Raw genomic sequence first — 25,904 nt, 5'->3', positions numbered from 1 at the left:
GATCAACATCACATGGAGCGCACGCCTACCCGGCAGTTGGTCCTTTGCGCTTCAGGGAGGCAACGAGGGATAACGCAATGGAAACTGTCACTGTCCAACTCTATCGCTACAACCCGGAAACCGATAACACACCCTATGTTCAGAATGTGGAAGTGGATGCCAGTTACCGCAACCGTATGGTGCTGGATGTCCTTGAGTACCTGAAAACAGTCGATCCCACGCTTTCTTTTCGCCGCTCCTGTCGCGAGGGTGTCTGCGGCTCTGATGGCCTTAATATTAATGGCCGCAATGGGCTTGGCTGCATTACACGGGTGGCTGATGCTCTTGGCAAGTCGTCCAAACTGGTCATCCGGCCACTCCCCGGCATGCCGGTGATCCGTGATTTGGTGGTAGATCAATCCCTGTTTTTCAAACAATACAAAACCATTCGGCCGTGGTTGATAAACGACCAGCCACGACCAGCCATCGAGCGGCTCCAAAGCCCGGAAGATCGTGCAAAACTGGATGGTTTGTACGAGTGCATTCTGTGCGCCTGCTGCTCATCCGCCTGCCCCTCCTGGTGGTGGAACCCGGAAAAATACGTGGGACCTGCGGGGCTGCTACAAGCCCACCGGTTTTTACTGGACTCGCGAGATACAGCAACCACTGAGCGCCTGGCAAAACTGGAAGACCCGTTCAGCGTATTTCGCTGCAGGGGGATTGGCAACTGCACGGCTTATTGCCCGAAGGGACTCAACCCCATGAAGCAAATTGGCCGAATCAAGACAATGCTTGTCCGCCAGCAAATCTAAACCGCGGATTAATGCATGTTAATCTGATTTTAACGGCAAATGGCGCGCAAATGCTTACACTTAGGCCCTGACTGATCCAAAATCACAATCTGAAGCAATCACGAACAGGAGCAGCCTAATGCAAGCCATCAGATCTTACACCCAGTCCGTTTCCGCCATCATGGCGCTGGTAATGGTATTGAGTTCTATGTGGGCAATCCCTGCATCTGCCAACATTGTTGGTACTGGCGAGCTCCTCACAGAACAAAGGGCTGATATCGACCGCGAAGCCTTGATGAGCATGCTGGACCGCGAGGACGTAAAAGGCGCACTGGCCAGCATGGGCGTGGGAGAACAGGAAGTACGAGACAGAATTCAAAGTCTCACACCGGCTGAACTTGCGGACTTCAAACAGCAGCTTGCCGAGGCACCTACCGGTGAAGGTGTTGTGGGGATAATCGTGCTGTTCCTGCTGGTTTTCATTGTTACAGACATGCTGTGCGCTACGGATATCTTCCCGTTTATTAACTGCATCCGTTAAGCAGCACTGCAATGCATGCTTCCCGGCCACAGATCGCCCGGTTTCTGGCAGCGGCGCTCCTGGGAGTTCTCCTCTCAGGCTGCGCCAGCCAACCAAAGTGGCCCGATGCCTACGAAACAACCACACTTACCAGCGTACCCTTTCATCCCCAAGAGCTGTATCAGTGTGGCCCAGCCTCTCTGGCGATGATGCTCAACGCCCAGGATGTGCAGGCAACGCCCGATGAATTGGTGAGCAAGGTTTACCTGCCTGAACGCAAAGGCGCGTTGCAGGTCGAGATGGTGGCAACAGCCCGCCAATACGGCATGTTGGTTTATCCGCTGAAGCCGGAATTGGACGTTGTACTAAAGGAAGTTGAAGCTGGGCACCCGGTATTGGTTTTGCAGAATCTTCGTTTTGGATGGTGGCCGCAATGGCACTTTGCCGTAGTAATTGGCTACGACAGCAAAAAGGAGGTGCTGATACTGCATTCCGGAACACAAGAGAACTACCGCCTGCCCGCTAGCGCATTTATGGCGACTTGGGATCGCTCAGAACGATGGGCACGGGTAATGCTGCCGCCAAATCAGATGCCCGCCTCGGCGGAACCACTAGAATTCCTCATGGCCGCCCATGATCTGGAAACAACTCAGCAAACAAATGCGGCAAAAGCGGCCTACAGCGCCGCAGCCCAAACCTGGCCCGATCAACCTGCCGCCTTGCTTGGTTTGGGTAATCTGGCCTACCAGCAAGGCAATTGGTCAGAAGCGGAAAAATACTACCGCGCCATGACCGAACAATTTCCTGATATTAGTGCTGGCTGGAATAATCTGGCTGAAGCCTTGTCCAAACAAGGTAGAGAAGTAGAGTCTTCTGCAATGCTGAACAAAGCCCAGGAAACGAAGGGGCTTGCAGAAAAACCGAGTGCCGATTAACCGGTCTCGGTGGAATTATCCACGCTGGGCTCTTTGCCTAAAAACAGCTTCTCCAAATTCAGTAAACCATCCTGAATCAGATCAAAACCTTTATCGATTTCTGCACCCAAGGTTTCGTTCATCATGCCCAAAGCAACTATCTGCTCTCGTGCTTCGGAATAACCTTTCTCAATGCCCGCGCGGGCCTGGGACATCAAATCTGTAAGCTTCTCCAAATCAGCACCACCGTCTGCCTCTGCTTGCAGTCGGTTCTGGACAAATCCGAGGATCACACTAGCGACATCTGAAGCAGTGGGTGGCTGCGCCTGTGCAGCGTACTTATCTGCCCCGGATACAGCCTTGCTCTGACCGCCCATGGCTTCCTGAAGTCGCTGCTCCATACGCGCCCGCATCACATTGATCGCATCGGCAGGTGTACGGATGGTCGCCTGTTTTTCGATTCGAGCCTCGGCGGCTACGCGATTTGCGGGCTTGGCTTCGGTGGGGCTCGTATTCACTCGACCGGTTACATCCGGCCCGCGACCAATGATTGGCGCTACCATAACCTTAACCTCCTGCAGGGGCTTATGTGTAACGGCTAACGGCAGGCGCGCGCCAAACATTAATATCGATTGGTTATATCGCACCCACCCCGTAACGAATACCTTCTATTTCTTTAGCCAGCGCTCACCCACCAGTATGAACTGTCCAGCCGGTGTTTTGTCCACCGCTTTCTGACCCGCCACCGTCTCAACTTTAGTGACCGCGATGCCGTGCTTTGCAGCAATTTCTTTATACGCTTCACGCCGGGCATCGTTGATCGCACTTACAATCTCCTTAGCCTTCTGGTCAGAGCCTACAGCGGCCAAATAGCCTGCCGGTGTTTCCCCCACAAGGCCTTGGCTTTTTGCAGATTCGAGGGCGTTTTTGGCTTCATCCAAACTCATTGCCATTGCCGGCAACGCAAGACAGAACGCAAAAACCAGGGCACTGAATCGGGCAAATAATGTCATGGTTAACTCCTTAATCATTCGTTTTGTACAAAACACCAAGGCGATCAGAACAGGCCCTTTTCACTGAATAACTCATCTACGTCTTTATCAACTTTCACATAAATTTCATGCTGAATCTTTACGTTCAAGTTAACTGTAATCGGCTCCTTGGGCGCAGCCACCTGAACGGTTGGGGTGCAACCCAGCAATAAACCGCCCATCACCAGACACGCCAACAAGGCGAATACACTCCGGGGAAACCTCGAACCAAATTGCGTCATATCGATGTACTCCTTTGTTACCCTTTACTCTAACAGGTCGTCTGAATCCCGCTCGCGCTTCTTCAGTAAATTTTTAACCCGTTCCGCCACAGCATCGCTCACTCGGCCGCTTAGCTGCAGGCTGGTTAGCAGCGCCGGTATATTCTCTTCCAGGTTGATGTTCAGCACTACAGGCTGGCCTTGGCCAACTTCCGGGCTATTGCCTTCAAGGTGGAGCTCCAATATCAGAGTGCCGTTCTCATCGTAATCGATACCACTATCGAGCACAGAGTAACGGAAATCCTCCAGTGCACGCGCAACCAGCTCCATGGACTCACTTTGGCTGGCAAGTGCCTTTAGCCTCTCCGCCGTCACCTCCAGCCGTCCGCCTGGCTTAAGTGCATCGATTCGACCCTTTTCCACCCGAATGCCGGTAGCAGGATCAAACAACACCGGTACTGTTCCACTGAGGATGCCTGTACCTGCCAGCCCTTCTGCCGGGTAGAGCTGTAGTAGACGAGCAAGACTGAGTTGATGGAGCTCAACGGGAATCGCCACTGGCGCCTGCGCCAAATCCCAGTGTCCGGGCTGAATGTTTACTTCTCCACCCAAAGCACCGGTGCTGGCTTGCTCCAAATTTATCACCCCTGCCGCAAGGTGGGCCAGAGCCGCTTCGTAATGGCCAGCCAAGCGCACTGGACCAACAGGCAAACCCGGGTTCACTTCTTCTACAGCCAGCTCCGTTGTTGCTACTTTAACGCGCTCGTTTTCAAGAACGAACTCAGTGGCGCCGTTCATGTTGGCCCACGCCGTGCGGTCGTAGGTGCCACTCCAGTCCGCAAACACCAGCTTTCCCGCCAATCGCATTGGGCCATTTTGGGGTCGCTCATACCTGGCATGCGCACTGACAGTGCCGCCGGATACAAACATGGGTTCTGGCCATGCTGTAAATATGCGGGACAGCGCCTCAGCTTCGCTTTCACCGCTCACACGAGTGCTAGCTTCAAGGGATAATGGCCCGTCATACGGGAATGCCAGATTGAGATTTACGGATGCCCCGGCTTTGGCCTTCAGCAAGCCTTTAACATCGGTACGGTCGAGTGTGGCATTCACATCGCCATCCAGCTGCCAGGACTGCGATTGTAATTGCGGATGCCGGATCTGTTTTGCCTTGATGCCCAGCGGCCCAATCAAAGACAGCTGGCTCAGCCCGCCCTGCTCGCGACGGTAACCTGCTTCAAGTGCCGCTCCGGACAAGTCCACACGCAAGCCATTTAGCTGCGTACCATCAGCTACGGCTGCCGTGCCGGAAAGCGGCTCAAGTTTCTCAGCTTCCACGAATGCGGGCTCTCCGAATTTCAACGCGGCTGCACGGGTGTCCAGCCAACCTGTCAGCGACGCCTCTACTTTGGGTTTGGTCAACCGCCAGCCGGCCACATCAAATTTTGACAGTGCAGCAGTGACATGCGTGCGCCCTAACTGCACCTGCCATGGAGAGCTTGTAGCCACAGCCAGATGGGAGTTTATGGCAAGGTTTGCACCCCCTTGACTGGTCATCGCGAGATTTAGCGGTAGCAAAGCAGGCTCTGCCCCGGCTTGGGTAGCAGCAGCGCGGGCAGACGCTGAAGGTATAGTCTTTGCTGGCCGAACGGAGAGTTCGAGAATCTCCGGGCGCATCCATTGCGGTATGTTTTTGATCCAGGGTGCTGGATGGCTCAACTTAAGGTCCGCCTGCAGGGTTTCGGGCTGCCAGATGCCCTCATCAACCGTCAATGCAACCTCTGCATTGCCACTGACTGTTCCAACACCGGGTGCCGGCCAAGGTTGCGGCAGTCGTGCCTGCACCTTCACGCTGCCCGTCGCTTTGGCCAAAAAGGTTTCATCTCCGGGACCCTGTAGTTGCCAGCTGGCAGATGCAGAGCCGGTCTCTGGCTGTTCCGGCCATTGCTCCAAGGGTAGGCTCTGCCAGGCTTGGAGCCAAGCCAGCAACCAATCTGTCCGGGGTAAGTCCGGCACATCAACAGAACCCTGCCACGACACCAGACCATTGGCGTTCCGGGGAGTGTAAGCCGAACGCGCTACAAGATACCGCACACCATCAATCGATACTTCTGCTGACAAGTTCAGGCTATCGCGCCCAGCGCTGTCGAGAATCGCCAACAAGGCAAGCTCATGGCCTTCATGGTCGAGTTGCACCTGGGCCTCAGTGACCTGGGTCTCATGGGAATTGGTCAAGGCCAGACTACCTGCCAACGGGCAGCGGCCTGTCTCACATGGCAAGGTCACGTCAAACTGCTGTACGCTTACTTTCGATGGCAGCAAAGCCAGCAATTCCGGCTGCCACTGGATTGGCTGTTGCTGTTGCGGTGCCGTGTCGGACTGAGCTACTGGTTTAGTGTACAAACCGAGCCTCAGGTACTCCGCGGTCAATTTAGTTAACTGCGGCTGCCATTCACCTTCCCACGCCGGCCAGCGCCAACCCAGTGACAGCTCCCGGCCACGCAAAGCAAGATCCCTCTCCGGAATGGACTGAGTTAGTGTGAGTTCGCGAACAGATACACCACTGAACGACAGATCCAGCCCCTGCCACTCCAGAGATTCGATTCCGTTCTGCTCCAGAGCCTGATTCCAGAAGTGACGAGCTGCCAAAATGCCCATCAGCATAGAAAGCACGACTACTGCAAACAGTCCCCAGGCAACTGATTTCCAAGTAATTCGCATTTTATTAGCCCGCTGGATCGATACGCCGATTCTGGAGGCGCCTAAGTGAAATGGCAACAAGAGCAATTAGCAGCCCCGAAACCCCGAATGCGACCCCAAAGCCACTCACACCAAGTAACACGCCGAAGAATAACGGTGCCACAAAATGAACAGCCCGATTGACCATCAACCGCATGCCAAGCGCGCCCGATCGTTGCTCCGCCCCCACACTTTCAGCCAGAACCACCATGGAAAGAGGCTGCGTAAGACCTCCTCCAAAACCCACAAGCAGGGCCACAAGTGCAATAGATGGAGCACCGGTTGCAAATCCTAAATATGCCAAGCCAATTGCCACACCGCCCAACGCGATGGTTGTTGCATTTCCGCGCCCTCCTACGGCATGGATAATCCTGGGAATAAACGGCCGTATAACCATCGACACGCCTGCCCTCAAGCTAACCAGCACACCAATCATCACAGCGCTCATCTGCAAGCTATCGAGGTACACAGGTAAATAGCTTCCATAAACACCCAGGGTAAACATGCCCGCCACCGTAATGGCGATAGACACCTGAACACCGATATTGGTCCGCGCCAACGTTGCCTGCGCACGAAATCCGGTTTGCTTGCCAGTAGCTCGAATACCCCTGGTGGCATCGCCCGTCAAAGCAAAGCCGGTGAGCGCGCCCAACAAGGCAATTCCCGCCATCACCAAAAATAGCTTATCGACACTACCAGCCCACTCAATCCATGCTCCAGCAATCAAGGGCCCAACCACCTGCCCGCCAGATAACCAAGTGGAGTACCAACCAAAGTAGCCTTCAAGCTTTGGCCCAGTGGCCAGAGAAGAAATAATCGTTTGCGCAGACAACACCATCTGCAGATGCGCCAGACCGATCAATAGCTGGCCACCAATCAGCCCGTAGTAACCAGGTACAGCCTGCATCAGAAGCAAACCCGCAACCATTACAAACGCACCGATCACTAGTGTGACCCGGCCACCGTGGCGAGTAACCGCGCCGCCCAAAGGAATGGCCAACAAAAAAGGAAGCAGATATTGAGAGCTGAGAATAACACCCAGCATTAGAGGAGAAGCGCCCAGTTCCAAGCCGTACACCGGAACTGTCACCAGCAGCATTGAGTAAACAACAAAGCAGAATGTGAGAGATACGCACACTGCCGTGAAGTTTTGGCCGGCATCATCAGCCGGCCGTCTCAGAATAGTTTTGCGCGTTGGTTTGTTAATACATCACCGGACAGTCGTACAAGTAGATCCACCATCCGTATTCTATTACGTTTATATCAGTATTTCAGAGCAGGCTCGCGGGCCTTCATAGTTGCCACAAATGACCCGACAACCACGAGCGTAGCGGCTAGCGGTAACCGCCAATCTGGCGCTGCAACTCCCGCAATAACCAGAAAACCAGCAGCCAGTACGGGCACACCATAGGCCAGGCTGCCAACCAACGCCGCTGGCCCGCTCCTGAGCGCCACATCCCACGCCAGCATGGCAAGTCCATATGGCCCCACACCAAGGCCAATACCAACCACAAGAGCCAGCCCAGTGGGCAGCCCAAAAGCTGTCCCTGAGAGAAGATCCGCGATTGCCGCTCCTGCAGCCGCCAACAAGAACAGCCTGGGCATTATTGGCGCAATAGCAACCGGTGCCGCCTGGCAAATCCAGGAATAAAGTGCCCAGCAGCATGCCGCCATCAATGCCAGACCATACCCCAACACGTACTGGGTATAGCCTTCACTTCCTGCGCCCGGTGAGAGCAACACCGCAGCACCGGAGAACGCGATGAGCGCTCCACACAGCACTGGAAGTGGTATCCGGCGATGAAAGAGCCACTGACTGATCACAATAAACATGATCGGCCAGGTGTAGGTAATCAACGCTGCCTCCGCTGTCGGCGCCATGCCTACGCCTGTCAGATAACCACCTATAGCGCCCAGTATCAGGACGGGTAGCAAACCATAAACTGCCAGTTTCCAATTGAGCGTTAGAGCCGCCTGTGGCGCCTGAAGACCGCGCCTCCGGCGTTTGCGAATACTAGCCGGTAACGCGACTACTGCTGCACTAAGCAGTGCAATGGTTGTGAGCTGAAAAGGCGGAACCGAACTGGCCAGATCGACCAACAGGGGCGCGCCGGCCCAGAGCACAACGGCAAAAAGGGCGGCAATGATACTGATATAAAGTGGGCGAGAAGGATTGATGATCGCATGCACCGTCGTGGCTCCTTACAAGGTTGGTGGATTTGATTCGACACTGACATGCTATACAATCCTGATTCATCACAAAAACAATGCTTTTTGATGGATAGCATCACAGGAATTGATTAATTGAGAAATCGCATTCTGGACCTCAACATGTTGCTGACTCTGGTGACCATTGCTGACACCGGCACAGTTACCGCTGCGGCAGAACAGCTGTCCTACACGCAATCCACTGTGAGTATGCAGTTAAACCGTTTAGAGGCTGCCGTTGGGGTTCCGCTCCATGAGAAAGATGGGCGGCGGATCAGATTTACTCCGGAAGGACAGAAACTGGTGGGTTACGCTCGCAAAATGCTGGAACTGAACAATGAAGCCCTCGACGATGTCCAGCAACAACAGATATCCGGAGAGCTGAACCTCGGCATTCCTGAAGATTATGCCTTTCTTCTCACATCGGTATTGTCCCACTTCAACCGGCAATTTCCCGCGGTGCAGTTACAGGTGACCTGCAGATCAAGCGTCGAGTTGGTAAAACAGGTGCAGGCTGGCAGCATGGATTTGGCGGTCGTCACCCGTCAGGCTCGATCGCCCGGGGGCGAGGTCATCCGGCGCGAACCCTTAATGTGGGCAGTAGGCGCCACCGCTCAGCCATCGTTACTGGACCCAATCCCGCTGGCACTCTACTCCCCCGGCGCAGATGTGTTCCGTGATGCTGCTGAGCAAGCTTTGGCCAGTGCGGGACGGGATTGGCGAATGGCGTACTCCAGCCAATCCATGACGGGGCTCATGCCGGTCGTGGCTGCCGGTCTTGCGGTGGTTGTGGTGACACGCAATATGCTGACGCCACATCTTCGGGTACTGGATGAACGCAACGGCATGCCACCACTGCATTCGGTTGATATAGCTCTGCACCGCCCACCCGGAAGACCCTCAGAACCCGCGAAACAGCTGGCTGAGCTCATCCGCAACCACCTGTCCACAGATGAACAAACCCTGAACTAATAGATACTCAGCACGCTCACGCCATAAGAATGACGGTCACAGCGCGCCACTATGACATCGAGCCGATCAGGAAAATGGAGAAGGGGCTTCCTTAAATTCCTCATACAATTCAGGATGATCGTCCTTGAGGCGTGCCAGGTTAGCTTGCGCTCCTTCTGGCAACATTTTGAGCAGGCTTTTCTGTTCTTCCGGCGACAGTTTCTCACGGAAGAATGGGAACAGCAGTTCTCGTTCCGCACGGAGATAGGCACCGTGAGCATCAAGGTAAGCCTTCAGATCATCGGCAAAGCGGTCCATCGGCACTACCGCATCCAGCAGAATCATATCAATGTTCTCTGAAAGCATATTCAGGCGATCCCGCAACGCTTGGTAATCTTCAGCAAGCTTCTGACCTACCTCACCCTCTTTGAACTTTTTAGCCACCAAGTGCTCGCTGTACAGCCTTTCCAGCGGCTTAACAAAGCTTTCCATGTATTCGAGTATGTAATCCACAACCTCTCTAATAAGATGAAAATCCGGGCGTTCGCCCTGGGTCAGGGATTCATACCTTAGCAAGAGTACGTGCAGCAACCGGGCCATGTTAGCGTGGTCGTGGCGTATTTGATTAAGCGTCGCCATGTATAAGCCTCCTTATGATGGTAGCTCGTATTATAGCTATCTTTTCTAAGACCATATTGGCTCCTTCGTTATTAGATTGCCAGCGCCCGCGACTATCCAAGCCACTTGCTACGAAATCCACACCGAGCCCATCAGCATCCATGGATGCTCTCTCAGGCTAGCTCATTAACTTAATTTGCCAACATGCCATCTGTTTTAGCACTATTGCACCCACGCTTTGAAAACCCACCTCAGGTAGACGCAGTAATGAACCCGCCTCAGACTCATAGCATCACCACAAGCGCCGGCCACAACCTGACAGCGCGGCTATTTACAGCCGACAGTGCGGAGGTGCGGGGTATTTGCGTGCTTGCGCCGGCAACCGGCGTAGCCCAGTACTTGTACGACGACTTCGCCCGCTGGCTGAACACCCAGGGCTTCCATGCCCTGACGTTTGACTATGAAGGCATGGGGCTATCCGTAAATGGCCATGTAAAAGACAGCAAAAGCGACAAGCTGAGCTGGGGCAAATACGACTGCCCGGCAGTTCTGGCATTCGTTAAAGAGAAATTTTACGACCTGAAGCTAGTGTGGATCGGCCACAGCGTCGGCGGCCATATGATTGGTTTTATGGGCCATAACCCGGATATCGATCAGGTAATTACCGTTGGCTGCGGAACAGGCACCTGGTGGCATAACTCACTACCCACTAAGCGCATTGCATGGTTCCTTTGGTACATTCTTGTACCCACGGTTGTCCCAATCATGGGTTATTTCCCCGGTAACCGCCTGAAACTCATGTGCGATATGCCGAAGGGCGTCATCATGCAGTGGCGCCGCTGGTGCCTGAATGAAGAATACTCTGTCGGCTGCGAAGGAGACTGGTTGCGGGAGCGGTTTGCCAGTGTACGCACACCTATTACAGCCATTGAATTTTCAGATGACGACATGATGTCGCCCACCAACGTTAGAATGCTGCACGATTTTTTCACTAATGCACCTCAGCAGCATATTCGCGTAACGCCAGAAGAGATTAACCAGAAGCGCATCGGCCATATTGGTTGGCATAGAAAGCGTTATGAGGTGTTGTGGGAGAAGGTGTTTGCGCCGGTGTTGCCAAGCTTTGAGAGCGCCAAAAAAGCTGAGTCCTGACGCTAACCAGCAAGGAACTTTTTGCCCATGCCCTACCCCATAGAAGACAAACTCGTGATCGCAGTGTCCTCAAGCGCCCTGTTTGATCTGGCGAAGTCTGACCGTGTCTTTCGTGAACAGGGAGAAGCAGCCTATCGGAAACATCAGGAAGCCAATCTGGACAAGCCCTTGCGCAAGGGCGTTGCCTTTCCCTTCGTGAGGCGCTTTTTGAGCATTAACCAGAAGTTCCCAGAGCAGTGCCCGGTTGAAGTGGTATTACTCTCGCGAAACTCTGTGATCACAGGCAAACGGGTATTCCACTCCATTCATCACCATGGCCTGGATATTACCCGCGCGGCATTTCTCGAGGGCAAATCACCCTACGCCTACATTCCGGCGTTCAATGCCTCGCTGTTCCTGTCTGCCAACGCGGGCGATGTATCCCAGGCGATCGACTACGGCTATGCGGCTGGCACGGTGCTGCCAAGCAAGGTGGTGGATGATGAAACGGATACAGAGCTTCGCATTGCGTTCGACTTTGATGGCGTGATTGCAGATGACGCTTCCGAGCGGGTATACAAAGCCGGTTCCCTGGAAGACTTTCAAGAACACGAAACCTCCCGCTCCCAAATCCCCCACAGCCCCGGCCCACTTGCCGATCTGTTCCGTAAGCTTTCACACCTGCAAAAACTGGAAGACCAGGCTTTAACTGACGACCCGGCTTATAAGCGGATACTGCGAACAGCCATTGTGACAGCACGCAATGCCCCTTCCCACGAGCGGGTGATTACCACCTTGGAACACTGGGGCGTGGACGCCAATGAGGTTTTCTTCCTGGGCGGAATGAAGAAAGACCGTATATTGAACGTGCTCAAGCCCCACATGTTCTTTGATGATCAACGGTCGCACCTGGAATCCGATGCGGGGGATATTCCTATGGTGCATATTCCGTTTGGGGTGGCGAACGTAGATGCCACCTGACCTTAATCGACCATGGTTATGCTCGTAATCTGCTCTGAAATACTCAAAGATGCTCCACTGGTCGTATCGGTGTAGACCGTATAGCCATTGCCGTCACTCCCGGTGTTTGTCCATTCGCTGTCTTTCAGGAATACGGAGTCATCGCTGTCTCCGTCGATTTTCAATTCATTGCGGCTATCAGTGATTCCCAGCACATCCTCAATGCTTAGGCCTGCCCCTCCTATTTGGTTCGGGCCGAAGCCATTCATATCAATAATTTCGATATTCTTTAGTTTAGCGAAATCGCCATTCGTACCAGAAAGGTCTTCACCGAAGCGCAACTGAATGGTGTCATTACCACCTCTGCCGTCAATCAAACCACCTGTCCAGAGCAGATTATCATCACCAGTAGTTGGCAATTTATCGGAAACGTTTATTTTAGCGGTTCCTGTTGTTGAAGCAGAAACACTGCCCTCACTGCTGCCATCTGAAACCAAAACCTCTTCGGTCCAGGCTTTTACGCCGATATCCTTGGGACCATAGGTTCCCAGGTGCTTAAAACCCAGATTGCTCAATTCATCCTGGGTCAGGCCAGTGATGGTATGTGTGTTACCCGAAAAGCTGATTCGACTTGCATCCAGTTCAACACCATTCGCATAAAACAGGGTCTTCTCACCATCTGGAAAGCCTGTCAGCTCTACTGTTGTCAATTCCCTGTGGCCGTCTTCAGCGTAACCGGGTTGCCCTGCATCTCCAGCATCACTAACTGCAGGGTCCTTCATGGCGGCGTTCAGGTTCAGTTTAATGATATCGCCAGCCTCACCAAAACTCAGAGTCGGGTTCAACTCCAGCCCGTCAGCTATCGGCCTGACCTCTAAGTCAAAAGACAAATCCGAACTCGTCGAATCCAGACCGGCTTCACCACTCATCACAGTTAGCGTGAGTCCATTCAGTGAGCCGCTCCAGCTTTTAGGTGGCAGCACCGCAATGTAACCAGGCAAACTCTGGGCACCCTCGGCCACCGGAATCGACCAGATGTTATTGCCATTGCTGTCTTTACCCGCATTATTGGCCAATCCTGCGTTATTGGCGTCACTGCCAACAAGCACAGTAAAGCCAGGTGGCAAGCCTTTGATAAAGGCAGAATCAATCAGCTCATCCGGATCTTTCAGGCCCGCATCACTGAAGATCAGCTCGGTGGGCGTTTCAACGGATTGATCCTGGGTCTGCTCGCTGCCTTCAGCAGTGATTGTCCCGATGAAACCACTGTTAGTGGGCTTGATTTCCAACATGCCAGAACCCTGGGATGTTTCCGTATTGGCTGCGCCGTTTTCTGTATGGGTTACCCAGGCATCCACTGTGAGGCTACCCGTTTGAAACGGCTGCCCTGAATCGGGCCTGAAGGTAAGTTCTGGCGGTTGGCCATCAGGCTTCAGCGTGATTTCATACCGATTGCCGCTAACAGGAGTTACTGGATCGCCATTGGCATCCAGTAACTCACCGGCCAGACCATTGCCCAGCTCTATAACTATCGTGTTACCGGCAATCGTAGAGAAACCGGCATCTGGCCCATTGCTCAGGCTGATATTCAGTGAAATATCCTCACCCTCTCCTACGGGGTCGGCCTGTACAGTCACTGTGGTCGGGTCAGTAACCGGGGTTATGTCCACGGTTTGCGTAACCTTTGCCTGCTTGCTCATCCCCTCAGCATGAGCGGCGACAGTGATATCTAATGGTAGGCCGCCAGGCAGGTTGTTGTTATTGGTGTGCTCTGGCGCGTGAACCTGAATATCGTTCAATAAGTTTTCAAGCGTTGTATTCGGATTATCGCTTGCTCCCACACTGGCTGAACGGGTCCAGAGCACCAGGTCCTCCCCATTCTCCACCACCTCGGTACGGGTCAGCAGGTTGCCGCTGGCATCTTTAAATTCAATACCATCTCCCGGCTTACTGCGCAGGGTGACGGTAAGCTGGTATTCGTTCTGGTTGCCTCCAGACAAGGTACCACTTACCTGCGTGACTAGCGCAAACGCACTATCTTCGGTTTGATCGCTGGTTTCAGGAGTCAGAGACACATCAGGCAACGCTACCCCCGTGCCAGTGCCTGTTTGAACAACATCCAGGTTAATGCTGACGTCTGCGCGCTTGGATGTTTCAGCGCCGGTGTCTTTACTGTAACCAGTAATAGTTATCGGGGAGTTAGCTGTGCTGGCATTGCCGGTAACCTGGAAGATTATATCCTGAGTCAAGGTTTCGTTATTGAAGGCTTTATTGGTTGAAACCAGCCACTGGCCGGGACCAATCTGAACAGCATTTTCCACACTCACACCGTCGGGAACCCCATTAACCACAAGGTGAATGAATTGCTCACTGCCATCAATATCTTTCGCATTGCCCGCCGCAACATCTGCTTGCTGGCTAAGATCAACCTTAACCCTAACCGCTCCGGAGCCGTTTATAGTGGCGGTTTGGCTACTGCTCTCGTAGCTGAAGCTATCCCCGGCACCGACAACACCGGTAACGTCGTTCACGCTAGCCTCAATATCGTCCGTTACGGCTTTGACAATTAGGTCGTGGCTGGCTGATTGCCAGACTGACTCTGTGATCAAGGTATTATCAGAAGACGTATCGGTTACCTTGTACTCAACGCCGATTGCCTGAGTGCCGCTGAAGTTCGGCCCGGTTTTGACATAAATACTTTCAACCGCGGCTTTGCCTGAAAACTCGTAGAATCCCCCGACCGGTGTTAACTCGCTTACGCCAGCGGCATCGCTGTACAAGGTCACGCCGGGAACCGCAGCAATTTTGATCGCGCTGATAAATTCATCCGTATCACCATTCTGGTGAACTGCGCTGAAATCCACCTTGCTAATAGTGTCTTCCTTCACATCGGAACTAATACTCAGCGTAGCTTCCGGGGTAGGCGTCACCTGGAAGCTTATATTTTTCGGCGTAAAGAAGGTTTCCGAATCGTTGTCGTTTTCCGTTACCACCGGCTGGGCGGTGAATTCGACTGTGCCACTGAAATTGGCAGGTGTTTGAATCTTTACTTTCGCAAGCTCTGTTTCACTGATAACCCAAAGCCGCGTTTCTCCCTCGCCGCCCAGCGAGCTACCGGCGCCAATCAAGGTAAAGCCTTCCGGCAGGTTACTTATGCGCAGGGTGACGGTTTCAGAACCATCTGCACTGGTTTCGCCAGACTCAAGGGCGGTAACAAAATCACTTAAAGGTATAGTGTTGGGCTCAGTTACCGCACCATCGAGTGCGTTTTCGTCGTAAACTTTATTGGTTTCAGTAACAAACTCAGGCTCATCTGGCACACCTTTCACTGAGATATTGATGCCCAACTCCTGCGTGAGACTGCTATCGGCGGTGCTGGTGATGGTCTGAGACTGCCCGTTTTCATCTATGTACTTCAGCACATCAACTGATTGCGCTTCTACTTTGAGATTGATTGTCTGGTTGCTGTCTTTTGGCGGTGTCAGGACTGGCTGATTGCCAACATCAAAACCATTAATCGTTACCTCGAAATTGTCGGCACCAGCGGTTACGCTCAGACCATCGATACCACTGGCATCAAAGTTTTCACCGATAGTGTGTTTAGTACCTTTATGGGTATAGGTAATAGTTGCACCAGCAAGAATATCTTTAATGGTGACGTTAAAGGTTTCACCTTTGTCACTGCTGCTCGGCATAATTTTAAGTTCTACCGGCACATCCTCATGAGTTGCTACCCGGGCATCAACGGAGAGCGTCACCTGATCGGCCTCTGGCGTCAGAATAATGTTTGTCAACCAGGACTCACCAGAAACAGCCATATCAGTAGCCGTATCGTCGTCTTCATCGTAATCAATAGTGCCAGCCTGCACTTTTATTTTGACTACACCGCTGTAGTTTTCCGGCCCCTTAAACTTAACTGAATCCAGATATTCCACCGGAATTTTCACTGGCTCCCCGTTGAATACAACCGTTTGCAGAGTACCGGAGCCGTCAACGTACTGAAAACTCGAGCCGTCAAGTTCGCCACCGGTTACGTTTGCCTGAATGTTATTGTTCTTCACCTGAAATGGCGTGAAAACGGCAAAGGTATCCTCACTGCCCGTGCCGCCAATAACGCCGGTGCCTTTCGGGTTAGAGCCTTTACCATCTTCATTCGCCCAACCCTCACTTAGAGCAAATGTAGGGTTTGAAACTGTATCAGTGCCGAGCGTGAGCCATTCGTCTTCGGCACCCGGTGTTTTGTACACATGGCTGCCATTCATCGCCAGGTCGGGTGTGCCATTGCTGTCGGTATCGCCAACAGGCCCAGCACCAATGACTTCAGCCACTGGCGTCACCTCAATAATCAGCTCATGCTCCCACTCCTTCGCTTCGGGATTTCCACTCTGGGTATTGGCTCCCGCTTCTTCAGTGGTCACATACGCCTTCATGGTGCCATCCAGAGAACTGTGTGCAGGAGGTTTGATGGTGAACTGTTTAATCTGGCTAAGCGTGTATTCGCCAGTACCTTCGCCAACGACCAGTTCAAGGCCTCCGCTCGCGGCATTACCACCTGAAGGAACAGTTACAGGGTTGCCGGTATGGTCGAACAACGTCCAAGTATCCGGGCCGGTACTGCCCTCATTAGGTAGATCCGTAATGCGCACCTTCGATATGGTCTCGCTGCCATCGGTATCACCAAGCATCAGCTTGCTGAGGAAAGCAACCTGCGTGTCTTCTGGCGCTGCTTCCGGGTTATCAAGGGAAACATTATCTGGCTTGGCGTACACCCGAAGTTCCAGATCGACACTGACCGATTCAGTCCCAATGCCACCGCTGCTGTCATCATCAGTGTCCTTAATAATCAACTTGATGGTGGCAGTAATCGGCAGACTGTTTGAGTAGTCTTCAGGTGGAGTGATGGTAAAACCCGGGTTGCCATCATCCTTGGTGCTCAGGTAGTCGCTTTCGGGCATGGCAATTCCACCAGCCGGATTGGCGGTATATGATTTGCCATTGATGGTTACTACTGTGCCTTCTGGGAGACCAGTGATTTCATAACCAAAAGACTCTGAGCCATCGTCATCTTTAAATGTCTCACCCAGCACGTTTTGAAGATTAAGGACGGTATTGCTGACGGAAGGATCATCGCTCTGCTCATTGATGGCCGCAATGATCTTACCGTTAGTGCTAACAGTGGCTGCAGTGACTGAAAGACTGACAGCACCAGCGTTTTCTGGATCAGCCGGTGCTGTCAAATTGATTTCTGGCACGTCAGTTACTGCCTGAACATCTACGGTTATGGTTTGGGTGTTGTTAGCGCCATTTGTGCCGACGACATCGGTATCAGCAAGCGGCTTCCCGGTGTTATCCACCTCATAGCTATCCACGCTCACGGTAACATCAAAGTTCTCATGGCGATCATCAGCCGGCCTAACCTCAATTGCTTCGTACTCGGATTGAGTCAGATAATTAACATTAGTCGTTGGCAGACCAGTGGAGAGATGCAGGTCGGTGTCCGCATCTGTGTCGCCAGAAGTCTTAACAATAACAATGATGTAGCTGCCATCACCACTAACTGTCAGCGGCGTGCCGTCACCTTTGGTAAGCACTGTGCCTGAAGGAGCTGAATCTCCTGAGCCAACCGCGGAGGGTGTTAATGTGATCGCGCCCAAGCGTTCAGGGTCATCTCCAATGGTCCCAGCCCCATTCTGGTCATTGTTATCCGTAACAACAGGTATTTTCAGGCCGAGCGCTACGCTGGTGTCTTCATTGGTTTTCAATGTTACTGCAGGCACATTTTCATCAACCGCTCCGCTGGCATGGGGGATGTCGGGCGTGTCGGATTGAGGAGTAACGGTTACGACAACTGTATAGGTCTTTTCATCGTTGTCCGTTTTCGTGGTGTAGGTAAAGGTGTCCTCACCACTGTAATTAGCCTTGGGCACATAAGAGATAGTGCCATCAGAATTGACTGTGGCGATGCCATGCTCAGGTTTTACAGTACCATCGCTGCCATCGCCTATGGTCGTATTGCTGCTCGTGGCATCAGCGTTGGTATTAAAGGTATTCTCAGGATTAGCGGCCCGAGTTGAATCTTCATCAACAACTACATTTTTAGGCGTTGTGGTGCTTGGGTTGTCATCTACTACGCTAACAGTGAACCGTGTTTCCGCAGAATCCCCATCTCGATCGGTAACAAGAACACCCTCAAACGGTATATCCAGCGCCGAGAGCACATCACCATATTTATTTACATGATCCAAAGCACCGTTCAAGGTTAACTGGTAGCCCGGATTACTTGGCACATCTACGATACTTACCGTGAATATCTTATCGGCTTCAGCTCGGCCCGAACCACGATAAGCAATAATCGTGTGGCCATCCGAAGAAAGATCAAACTCCAAAACAACGCCCGATTTCAAGCCCAGCGCTTTTAACCTCTCGATAGTGGAGTTTGCGCCCGTGTCGGTAAAACGAACATCACCCGCCGCATCGGCACCAAAATCGATGCCAAAGCGCACTATGTCGCTGATGGTCTTGCTCGCGTCACCCTCACTGCCAGCTGGCAGATTTGCCTCATCAAGAGTTACCCCACTTGTAATGACATTTACTGCCGGGCCGTCATCCTGGAAACTGAAACGATCACCAATAACGACGGAATCAACCGCAGTATCGCCATCACCGTCAGTAACAGTGGCTGTCAGGCTGATCGATCCGTTAGCTATAGTCACCAGATCACTGGCTGTGGCTGTGTCACCATGCAGCAGTGGTCGGGTTTGCTCTAGGGTGATTTCACCGGTGCTGGCATTCACTTTTATAGTGAAGGCAACATCTGCTGTGCCCTCTAAAGTGCCTTTAATCACATTGCCATCCAGTTGTAGCTCAATGGCCTTGCCTGTAGCCGTGTCTTTGAGCCCGGAAACGGCAGAATTTACGACGAGTCCATAAACAAGACTCGCGCTTGCAGCAGCCCCATCAGTACCAAATGTATGGGTGAAAGCATTAGCAAGATTGGCAGAAGCAGGTGTGCCTATAGCAGATTCTGTTACTTGAATGTCTGCCAAGGCATTGCCGGTTGTGTTAACTGCAGGTACATCATCAATCACCAGCACGCCCAGGTTGCTTGCCGCACCAGTAATCGAACCTGAACCACCAATTCCATCAGCAGTTACACCAAGAGCGATGTCTTTCGGCAGCTCATTTTTACCTGCGCCGTGCGCATGCACTTGGGCATTAGTTAACTCGTAGCTGTAATCGATGTCCCAGGAAGCATCAACACCGTTGGCTGTTGCCGATGCTGTAAAGCTGGTTAAAGTCAGTTCGCCATGACCGGCGATGGTGATTGTTTGTGGCAGAGCCTGTAAGTCAGCGAGAGAAATAGTTGTACCTGCAATCTCTATGCTTTCAAGCCCTGTGGGTGCAGCAACGCGCAAGATTCCATAGGCGGTTTCAGAGTTATCTGTCGCATCGCTTAAGCCTTTTTCAAATACGGTGATGTGACCTGTTGCTGCACCGTTACCATCAACGGCAATAATGGTGGGTGCGTCCAATATGTTGGAAGTAGCGCTGTTGTTACCGCTATCAACCTGTAGTTTTTCAAAACCCCTATCAATCCCATCGTTATCTTGCACACTGTCGATAATAACTGTCAGTGACTCGCTGAGTTCTGCAATACCATCTGAATTGGTAACTACGTTAAAACTTGTGCTTGAATTACCGACGCCAATGGCGATGCTTGCAGGCAAGCTATCAACATCGGCTGCACCGGCTGTCCCCGTCCAGTCCAGGTTTATAGTGACGTTTTTTCCTGCCGCAACGGTGACAGGGTCACCGATTTTATCGACAAGATTAACGGTATAGGTGAGCGTACCGCCTTCAAGAACCGCGCTTTCATCAACAGAGATTTGTGCGTAAACAGGGTCGATCGTGTCGCTAACAACTGTATTGACAGCTGTGCTATCAAAGGCCAAGTTTTCAAACGCACCGGCCGCGCCCGCACCGGCTTCAGTAACGCCCGTTATGGCATTGGTGACAGTCTCGCCATCGATGTAGACGTCATCACTTTGAACAGCAATATACAGAGTACCTGTACTGCTACCGGCGGCCACCGTGATATTGCCTAAGGTGGTGGCAACTGTAATGGTGCTGTTTGAAACAACAGCATTGCCGTTCGCGTCTTCCAGGGTGACTGTATATACCAAGTCAGCCGCACCTTCGGTGACAAAGGCTTCGCTAACGCTCAGCGTGGCGGTGACGGTATCTGTGGTATCACTGACGAGTGTATCGACAGCCGTGCCATCGAACGTCAAATTTTCAAATGCCCCAGCCGTGCCAGCATCGACTTCAACAACGGCAGAAATCGCGTTACTGATCGTTTCAGCATCGATGTAAACATCATCTCCCTGAACCGGAACAGCCAGCACACCAAAGCTGTCGCCAGCCTTGATGGTAATGGTGCCGAGTGAGGTAGTTACCGTGACATCGTTATTGGCTGTCACGGCATTGCTAGCCACATCTTCCAGCGTGACGGTGTACACCAGGTTACTAGCTTCACCTTCATCGACAGCAGTTTCACTGACAGTCATCCTGGCTGTAACCGCATCAGTAGTGTCTTCTACAGTTACCGTAGATTTGGCGGCGGTATCGAGGCTTTCGTAGTTACCGCCGGTATGAGCTTTGATGGTGTATTCGAGCGTTTCGCCATCAAGGTAGGTATCATCACTATTGGGATTAGCGAAGGTGACACTACTGGTGGTGGTACCTGCCACAATAGTGATTTGTTCGCCGTTACTCAGCGTCAACACCAAGTCACTGCCCTCCGGCGCATGGTCGACCGTGGCACTGATTGTAATATCGCCACCTTCAACAACAGTGCTGTCATTCAAAGTAACGGTCGTGGTATCAACCGTATCCTTAACGGTAACCACTGCTTTATCGGAGATATCCAGGCTTTCGTAGTTGCCACCGATGGCGCCAGTGATGCTGTACTCCTGTACCTCGCCATCCGCATAAGGTGTGTCTGCTTTCGGATTAGCGAAGGTCACGCTGCCCATGGTGTCGCCCACAGCAATCGTAATCGTTTGGCCATTGCCCAAGGTCAGCACCAGGTCGGTATCCTGTGGCTGATGGTCAACCGTGGCAGTGATGGTTATGTCATCACCTTCATCGACTGTGACGTTGCCCAAAGAAACCGTGGTGGTATCGATGATGTCTGCAATCGTCAGGTCAGTGCTATTATCAACAACAGTCAGGTCTTCAAAATTTCCGCTGTTGCCGCTTGCAGTAATGCTATTAACACCTAATACAAAATCCGGCTCTATGTAGACATCAGAGCCAGGGTAGCCACTCAAAGCAACAGCTGAGCCAGTCAATCCCGAACCCCAACCAAAAGTGACAGAGCCTGTGGTCGCGCCTGCCGAAACAGTAATAGTTTCAGTTTGGCCATTGCTCAAGTTAATGGTGAAATCCTGGGCAGCTTGCGCTGGGTTATCCAGATTAACGGTGTAAGTGATCGCACCGTTGTCTTCATCACCATTGCCAACAGAGGTTAGTGTGGCGGTTGTGATGTCGATAGAGTCGGCAATTGTCAGCTCGGTGCTGTTATCTACAACCGCCAGGTCTTCGAAGTTGCCGCCATGACTCAGAGCCACAAAATCTGTAACTGTCAGATCAAAATCAGGCTGAAGATAAGCATCACTATCTGGATAGCCAGCCAACGGTTGTGTACCCGCAGCTACGCCTGCGCCCCAGCCAAATGTGATGGACCCTGATGTATTGCCTGCTGCTACTGAAATATTTGCCGTTTGGCCATTGCTGAGGGTAATGCTGAACAGTTGGTTAGCTTGTGGAGCATTGCTCAAGTCGACGGTGTAGGTGATCGAGCCATTGTCTTCATCACCACTGCCAACCGAGGTCAATGTGGCCGTGGTGGTGTCGATGGAATCGGAAATCGTCAGGTCGGTACTATTATCAACAACAACCAGGCTTTCGAAGTTGCCACCAGTGCCGCTTGCCGTAACGCTATCAACTTCCAGTACAAAATCCGGCTCCTGGTAAACATCCGAACTCGGGTAGCCGTTTAAGCCAATGGCAGTGCCGGTCAAGCCTGTGCCCCAGCCCAGGGTAACCGAACCTGAGGTTGCGCCTGCCGCCACCTGTATGGTTGCACTCTGGCCGTTACTCAATGCAACAGTGAAGTCCTGATCACCTTCGGTGGCGTGATCCAGGTTCACCGTGTAAGTAACAGAACCATTGTCTTCGTCACCGCTGCCAGCCGAGGTCAGTGTGGCCGTGCTGGTGTCGATGGAATCGGAAATCGTCAGGTCGGTGCTGTTATCAGCAACCACCAAATCCTCGAAATTGCCACCGGTGCCACTGGCAGTAATGCTGTCAACGCTGAGAACGTCGTCTGGCTCCAGGTGCACATCGGAATCCGGGTAGCCAGCCAACTGAACGGCGCCCGCTACCAGGCCAGAGCCCCAACCAAAGGTCACAGAACCGGTGTTGGCGCCAGCCGCTACGGTAATGGTTGCGGTTTGGCCGTTGCTTAACTCCAGATCGAAAGCCTGGGCACCTTGCGGGGCATTATCCAGGCTGATGGTGTATGTGATGGAGCCACTATCTTCATCACCGCTACCTACTGAGCTTAATGTTGCGGTGGTGGTATCGGTGGTATCGCTAATAGCAGTACTAACAGCTGTGCCATCGAACGTCAGGCTTTCAAACGCCTTCGGATCACCGGCATTCGCTTCAGCAACTGAAGTAATGGCATTGCTGACCGTTTCGCCATCAATATAAACATCGTCACCCTGAACTGGCACAACGAGCACACCAAAGCTGTCGCCCGCTTTAACGGTAATGGTGCCCAGTGAGGTGGTCACCGTCACATCGTTGTTGGCAGTCACGGCATTATTGGCCGCATCTTCCAGCGTGACGGTGTAGACCAGGTTATTCACTTCGCCTTCATCAACAGCCGTTTCGCTAACGGTCAACTTGGCAGTAACCGTATCTGTGGTGTCGTTAACGGTCGTTTGTACTGGCGTATTGTCGAAGGTGAGGTTTTCAAATATTGCTGCGCCACCCAAACCGTTTTCAACGATGTTGATGATTTGGCCAGTGATCGTTTCGCCATCCAGGTAAACATCGTCGCCCTGTACAGGTATATTCAGGGTGCCTGCAGAGTTGCCTGCGCTGATGGTAATGGGGCCAACGGTCGTGTTTACCGTAATGTCGTTATTGGCTACAACGGGGTCGCCATTGATATCTTTGAGAGTAACGCTGTACTGCAAATCAGTCGCGGCGCCCTCATCCACGTTCGTTGCGCTAACGGCCAGTTCTGCGGTAACCACAACGCCATCGGCAGGGTTGCTGTCGGAGCCTGTGCTGGTGTTGCCTGCCGGGTCTTCAATTTTGACGTTGAGTTCGACTTCTGTATCGGTGGGTCTTACGGGTAGCTCAACCTTGATACCGTTGTCGATATCGCCTTGGGTGATTTCGTAATCGGTGATCGGGTCGCCTTTGCTGTCCAGAATCGGGTTACCGTCTTTATCGGTAGCCGTTATTTTGTCGCCCGGGGATGTAGTGGCCGGGTCAAACGTGATTTCCCCTTCGATTTTCCCACTGCTGAAATCACCGGCATCGTATTTACCGTTGGTGCCTGAGCCAGGCTCGAGTTCAACGGTTACGCCCGGCGTGATGTTATCGACGGTCTTGCTGTCATCTGTGGAGCTGGTATTGCCCGCAGGGTCAGTTACCTCAACGTTCATCTCAACGTTGGTCTGACCATCCGCTACAGGAATATCAACAGTAATGCCGTTATCAATATCGCCTTGGGTTACCGGGCGTTCGATAATGACGTTACCGTCTTTGTCGGTGATTTTTACCGTATCGCCAACCGAGGTGTCAGGATCGAAGGTCACCGTGCCGGTTACTTTGCCGTCTTTGGTGTCGTCGTCGTTATACTCACCGTTTGAACCTGAACCAGGCTCAAGAGTCGCGGTCGCGCCCGGGGTGGTGTTATCAACAACCTTGTTGTCCGAGCCGGTGCTGGTGTTGCCAGCCGGGTCGGTAATATCAACATTTAGCTCGACGTCGGTTTGGCCCGGATCTACAGGCACTTCGACGATAATGCCGTTGTCGATGTCGCCCTGGGTGATTTCGTAATCGGTGATCGGGTCGCCGTTGCTGTTCAGTATCGGGTTACCGTCTTTATCGGTAACCGTAATTTTATCGCCGGGCACGGAGGTGTTGGGGTCGAAGGTAATGGTGCCTTCCACTTTGCCGTCGTTGGTGTCGCCGTCGTTATACTCGCCGTTCGGGCCGGAACCAGGCTCCAGTTCCACGACCAGCCCCGGGGTAACGTTATCAATCAGGTTGCTATCGCCCGTGCTGCTGGTGTTGCCGGAGGGGTCGGTCAGCTTAACGTTCAGTTCAACATCGGTCTGGCCTTCGGTAACAGGCACATCCACCTGAATGCCGTTATCGATATCGTCTTGGGTTACGGGGCGTTCAATAATCACCTTGCCGTCTTTGTCGGTGATCTTGACCGTATCACCTGGCTCTGTGGTGCCGGGGTCAAAGGTCACTGTGCCGGTAACCTTGCCATCCTTGGTATCGCCGTCGTTGTACTCGCCATTGGGGCCGGAGCCCGGCTCAAGCTCCACGTCTGCTGTAGGCGTGATGTCATCCTTCGGGTTTTTGTCGAAGCCTGTGCTGGTGTTACCTGCAGGGTCAGTTACATCAACGTTCAACTCAACGTAGGTCTGGCCAGGCGCTACGGACACATCCACAACAATACCGTTATCAATATCGTTTTGGGTTAGCACATAATCGGTGACTGGGTCGCCATTGGCGTCGAAAACCGGGTTGCCGTCTTTATCTGTTGCAGTCACCTTATCGCCGGGAAACGTGTTGTTCGGGTTGAAGGTAATGGTGCCGCTGACTTTGCCGTCGTTCAGGTCGCTACTGTTGTAGTCACCATTAGGGCCAGATCCGGGCTCAAGCTCAACGTTAACGCTTGGCGTTATGTCATCAGCCAAATAGGGGCGCTCTGTACTTTCAGAAACAGGCGTGCCGTTTGGTTCAACGCTGTTAACGGTCGCGTGAACCTTATTATCTTTTGCCAACTCACTGCCGGGCACATCCACTTGCCAGGTTTTGCCATCGGCATTCACTGTAGTGCTGTATAGCTGGCCATTCACGGTTACGACTACGGTATCACCAGGCGATACGCCGCCACCAACCTTGCCTGTTAGCGTAATAGCCTGCCCCGATTCAGTGGCATCTACTATGTCGTCACCCGTAATCGCATCAATGGAGATGCTCAGCTTTGCGAGCTTGGAGCCACTCTCGGGATAGTTTTGCTCATCGTATCGGGTGCCATCGCGTTCGCTGCTCCGCACAAACTCCCGCTGCGGCAAACTCAAACCAAGCGGGCGTAAGACTTCCTGAATTCGTGCAACGGTAACCGGCGTGTAGCCATCCGCTTCGATGATTTCTCCGATGCGCACCAATTGCACAAAGCTATGTCCTTCAGACGAAGTGCCCTGACCAGACGCTGCAGGGGAAGGTGCTGCCGGCTGCTCACTGCTCTCAATAGGAGCAAGGCCTTCAGTTTGCTCGATAAGCGCCCCTCTTTCTTCTGCGGTAACTTGCTGCTCACCCAGGAAGGTCAACTGCTGGTTGTCACCAAAATCCAGGTCGATACGGGCACCCTCTGCCATGATCAGGGTTTCATCAACCGCCAGCTGATCACCTACTTCCAGTGCACGGCGTTCGCCGTTGGCGTTTTCAGCCCACGCTTGCCCGACCAGGGATACAACAATTGCCAGAGTAGTCATAAGGACCTCAAAATAGTGTTA

The 25,904-nt window shown here is 52.7% G+C and carries 14 protein-coding genes; 6 read left to right on the top strand and 8 right to left on the bottom strand.

Annotation, left to right across the window (positions count from 1 at the left end):
* Positions 1–77: 77 nt before the first annotated feature.
* The 3 genes from AADB16_RS09055 to AADB16_RS09045 all read left to right on the top strand — a co-directional run bounded on the left by AADB16_RS09055 (position 78) and on the right by AADB16_RS09045 (position 2,225).
* Positions 78–791, top strand: coding sequence for a succinate dehydrogenase iron-sulfur subunit (locus tag AADB16_RS09055; protein ID WP_410802777.1), 714 nt, complete (start codon positions 78–80; stop codon positions 789–791).
* A gap of 118 nt (positions 792–909) precedes the next feature.
* The gene (locus AADB16_RS09050) at positions 910–1,311 is read left to right on the top strand and encodes a PA2779 family protein (protein ID WP_410802775.1); all 402 of its coding nucleotides are present in this window, start codon (positions 910–912) and stop codon (positions 1,309–1,311) included.
* 11 nt (positions 1,312–1,322) lie between these two features.
* Entirely contained in the window at positions 1,323–2,225 is a 903-nt protein-coding gene (locus tag AADB16_RS09045) for a PA2778 family cysteine peptidase (protein ID WP_410802773.1), read from the top strand.
* On the opposite strand, the gene AADB16_RS09040 is transcribed toward AADB16_RS09045, so the two are convergent.
* The 6 genes from AADB16_RS09040 to AADB16_RS09015 all read right to left on the bottom strand — a co-directional run bounded on the left by AADB16_RS09040 (position 2,222) and on the right by AADB16_RS09015 (position 8,385).
* Positions 2,222–2,767, bottom strand: coding sequence for a DUF5610 domain-containing protein (locus AADB16_RS09040; protein WP_410802772.1), 546 nt, complete (start codon positions 2,765–2,767; stop codon positions 2,222–2,224). The two genes, AADB16_RS09045 and AADB16_RS09040, sit on opposite strands and share 4 nt — an antisense overlap.
* A 105-nt stretch (positions 2,768–2,872) precedes the next feature.
* Positions 2,873–3,217, bottom strand: coding sequence for a YdbL family protein (locus tag AADB16_RS09035; protein ID WP_410802770.1), 345 nt, complete (start codon positions 3,215–3,217; stop codon positions 2,873–2,875).
* A gap of 44 nt (positions 3,218–3,261) precedes the next feature.
* Entirely contained in the window at positions 3,262–3,477 is a 216-nt protein-coding gene (locus tag AADB16_RS09030; RefSeq protein ID WP_410802768.1) for a YnbE family lipoprotein, read from the bottom strand.
* 24 nt (positions 3,478–3,501) lie between these two features.
* On the bottom strand, positions 3,502–6,177 hold the full coding sequence (locus AADB16_RS09025) for a YdbH domain-containing protein (RefSeq protein WP_410802766.1): 2,676 nt from the start codon (positions 6,175–6,177) through the stop codon (positions 3,502–3,504).
* A gap of 4 nt (positions 6,178–6,181) precedes the next feature.
* Entirely contained in the window at positions 6,182–7,375 is a 1,194-nt protein-coding gene (locus AADB16_RS09020; protein WP_309043475.1) for an MFS transporter, read from the bottom strand.
* Between the two features lie 83 nt (positions 7,376–7,458).
* Positions 7,459–8,385 (bottom strand): DMT family transporter, encoded by a 927-nt coding sequence (locus AADB16_RS09015; protein ID WP_309043117.1) that lies wholly within the window; start codon positions 8,383–8,385, stop codon positions 7,459–7,461.
* A 114-nt stretch (positions 8,386–8,499) separates the two neighbouring features.
* On the opposite strand from AADB16_RS09015, the gene AADB16_RS09010 reads away from it, so the two are divergent.
* Positions 8,500–9,375: a LysR substrate-binding domain-containing protein gene (locus AADB16_RS09010; RefSeq protein ID WP_309043116.1), complete on the top strand. Its 876-nt coding sequence runs from the start codon at positions 8,500–8,502 to the stop codon at positions 9,373–9,375.
* A 66-nt stretch (positions 9,376–9,441) separates the two neighbouring features.
* Here the strand turns inward: AADB16_RS09010 and AADB16_RS09005 are convergent, their stop codons facing one another.
* Positions 9,442–9,993 carry a hemerythrin domain-containing protein gene (locus tag AADB16_RS09005; RefSeq protein ID WP_309043115.1) on the bottom strand — a complete coding sequence of 184 codons (552 nt, stop codon included), beginning with the start codon at positions 9,991–9,993 and terminating at the stop codon, positions 9,442–9,444.
* A 246-nt stretch (positions 9,994–10,239) separates the two neighbouring features.
* On the opposite strand from AADB16_RS09005, the gene AADB16_RS09000 reads away from it, so the two are divergent.
* Positions 10,240–11,124 (top strand): serine aminopeptidase domain-containing protein, encoded by an 885-nt coding sequence (locus tag AADB16_RS09000; protein ID WP_410802764.1) that lies wholly within the window; start codon positions 10,240–10,242, stop codon positions 11,122–11,124.
* Positions 11,125–11,151: 27 nt separating this feature from the next.
* On the top strand, positions 11,152–12,084 hold the full coding sequence (locus AADB16_RS08995; RefSeq protein WP_410802762.1) for a 5'-nucleotidase: 933 nt from the start codon (positions 11,152–11,154) through the stop codon (positions 12,082–12,084).
* Positions 12,085–12,086: 2 nt separating this feature from the next.
* On the opposite strand, the gene AADB16_RS08990 is transcribed toward AADB16_RS08995, so the two are convergent.
* The gene (locus tag AADB16_RS08990) at positions 12,087–25,883 is read right to left on the bottom strand and encodes an immunoglobulin-like domain-containing protein (RefSeq protein WP_410802760.1); all 13,797 of its coding nucleotides are present in this window, start codon (positions 25,881–25,883) and stop codon (positions 12,087–12,089) included.
* Positions 25,884–25,904: the final 21 nt, after the last annotated feature.

This window comes from Marinobacter sp. KMM 10035 (assembly GCF_046537445.1).
In the GTDB taxonomy this organism is placed as follows: Bacteria; Pseudomonadota; Gammaproteobacteria; order Pseudomonadales; family Oleiphilaceae; genus Marinobacter; species Marinobacter sediminicola.
This window is presented reverse-complemented; position numbering and strand designations above follow the sequence as displayed.

Excerpts from the sequence above, each read along its gene's own strand:
- AADB16_RS09000 (WP_410802764.1), top strand. The coding sequence starts at position 10,240 with ATGAACCCGCCTCAGACTCATAGCATCACCACAAGCGCCGGCCACAAC.
- AADB16_RS09030 (WP_410802768.1), bottom strand. The coding sequence starts at position 3,477 with ATGACGCAATTTGGTTCGAGGTTTCCCCGGAGTGTATTCGCCTTGTTG.
- AADB16_RS08995 (WP_410802762.1), top strand. The coding sequence starts at position 11,152 with ATGCCCTACCCCATAGAAGACAAACTCGTGATCGCAGTGTCCTCAAGC.
- AADB16_RS09035 (WP_410802770.1), bottom strand. The coding sequence starts at position 3,217 with ATGACATTATTTGCCCGATTCAGTGCCCTGGTTTTTGCGTTCTGTCTT.
- AADB16_RS09025 (WP_410802766.1), bottom strand. The coding sequence starts at position 6,177 with ATGCGAATTACTTGGAAATCAGTTGCCTGGGGACTGTTTGCAGTAGTC.
- AADB16_RS08990 (WP_410802760.1), bottom strand. The coding sequence starts at position 25,883 with ATGACTACTCTGGCAATTGTTGTATCCCTGGTCGGGCAAGCGTGGGCT.
- AADB16_RS09040 (WP_410802772.1), bottom strand. The coding sequence starts at position 2,767 with ATGGTAGCGCCAATCATTGGTCGCGGGCCGGATGTAACCGGTCGAGTG.
- AADB16_RS09005 (WP_309043115.1), bottom strand. The coding sequence starts at position 9,993 with ATGGCGACGCTTAATCAAATACGCCACGACCACGCTAACATGGCCCGG.
- AADB16_RS09050 (WP_410802775.1), top strand. The coding sequence starts at position 910 with ATGCAAGCCATCAGATCTTACACCCAGTCCGTTTCCGCCATCATGGCG.
- AADB16_RS09045 (WP_410802773.1), top strand. The coding sequence starts at position 1,323 with ATGCATGCTTCCCGGCCACAGATCGCCCGGTTTCTGGCAGCGGCGCTC.
- AADB16_RS09055 (WP_410802777.1), top strand. The coding sequence starts at position 78 with ATGGAAACTGTCACTGTCCAACTCTATCGCTACAACCCGGAAACCGAT.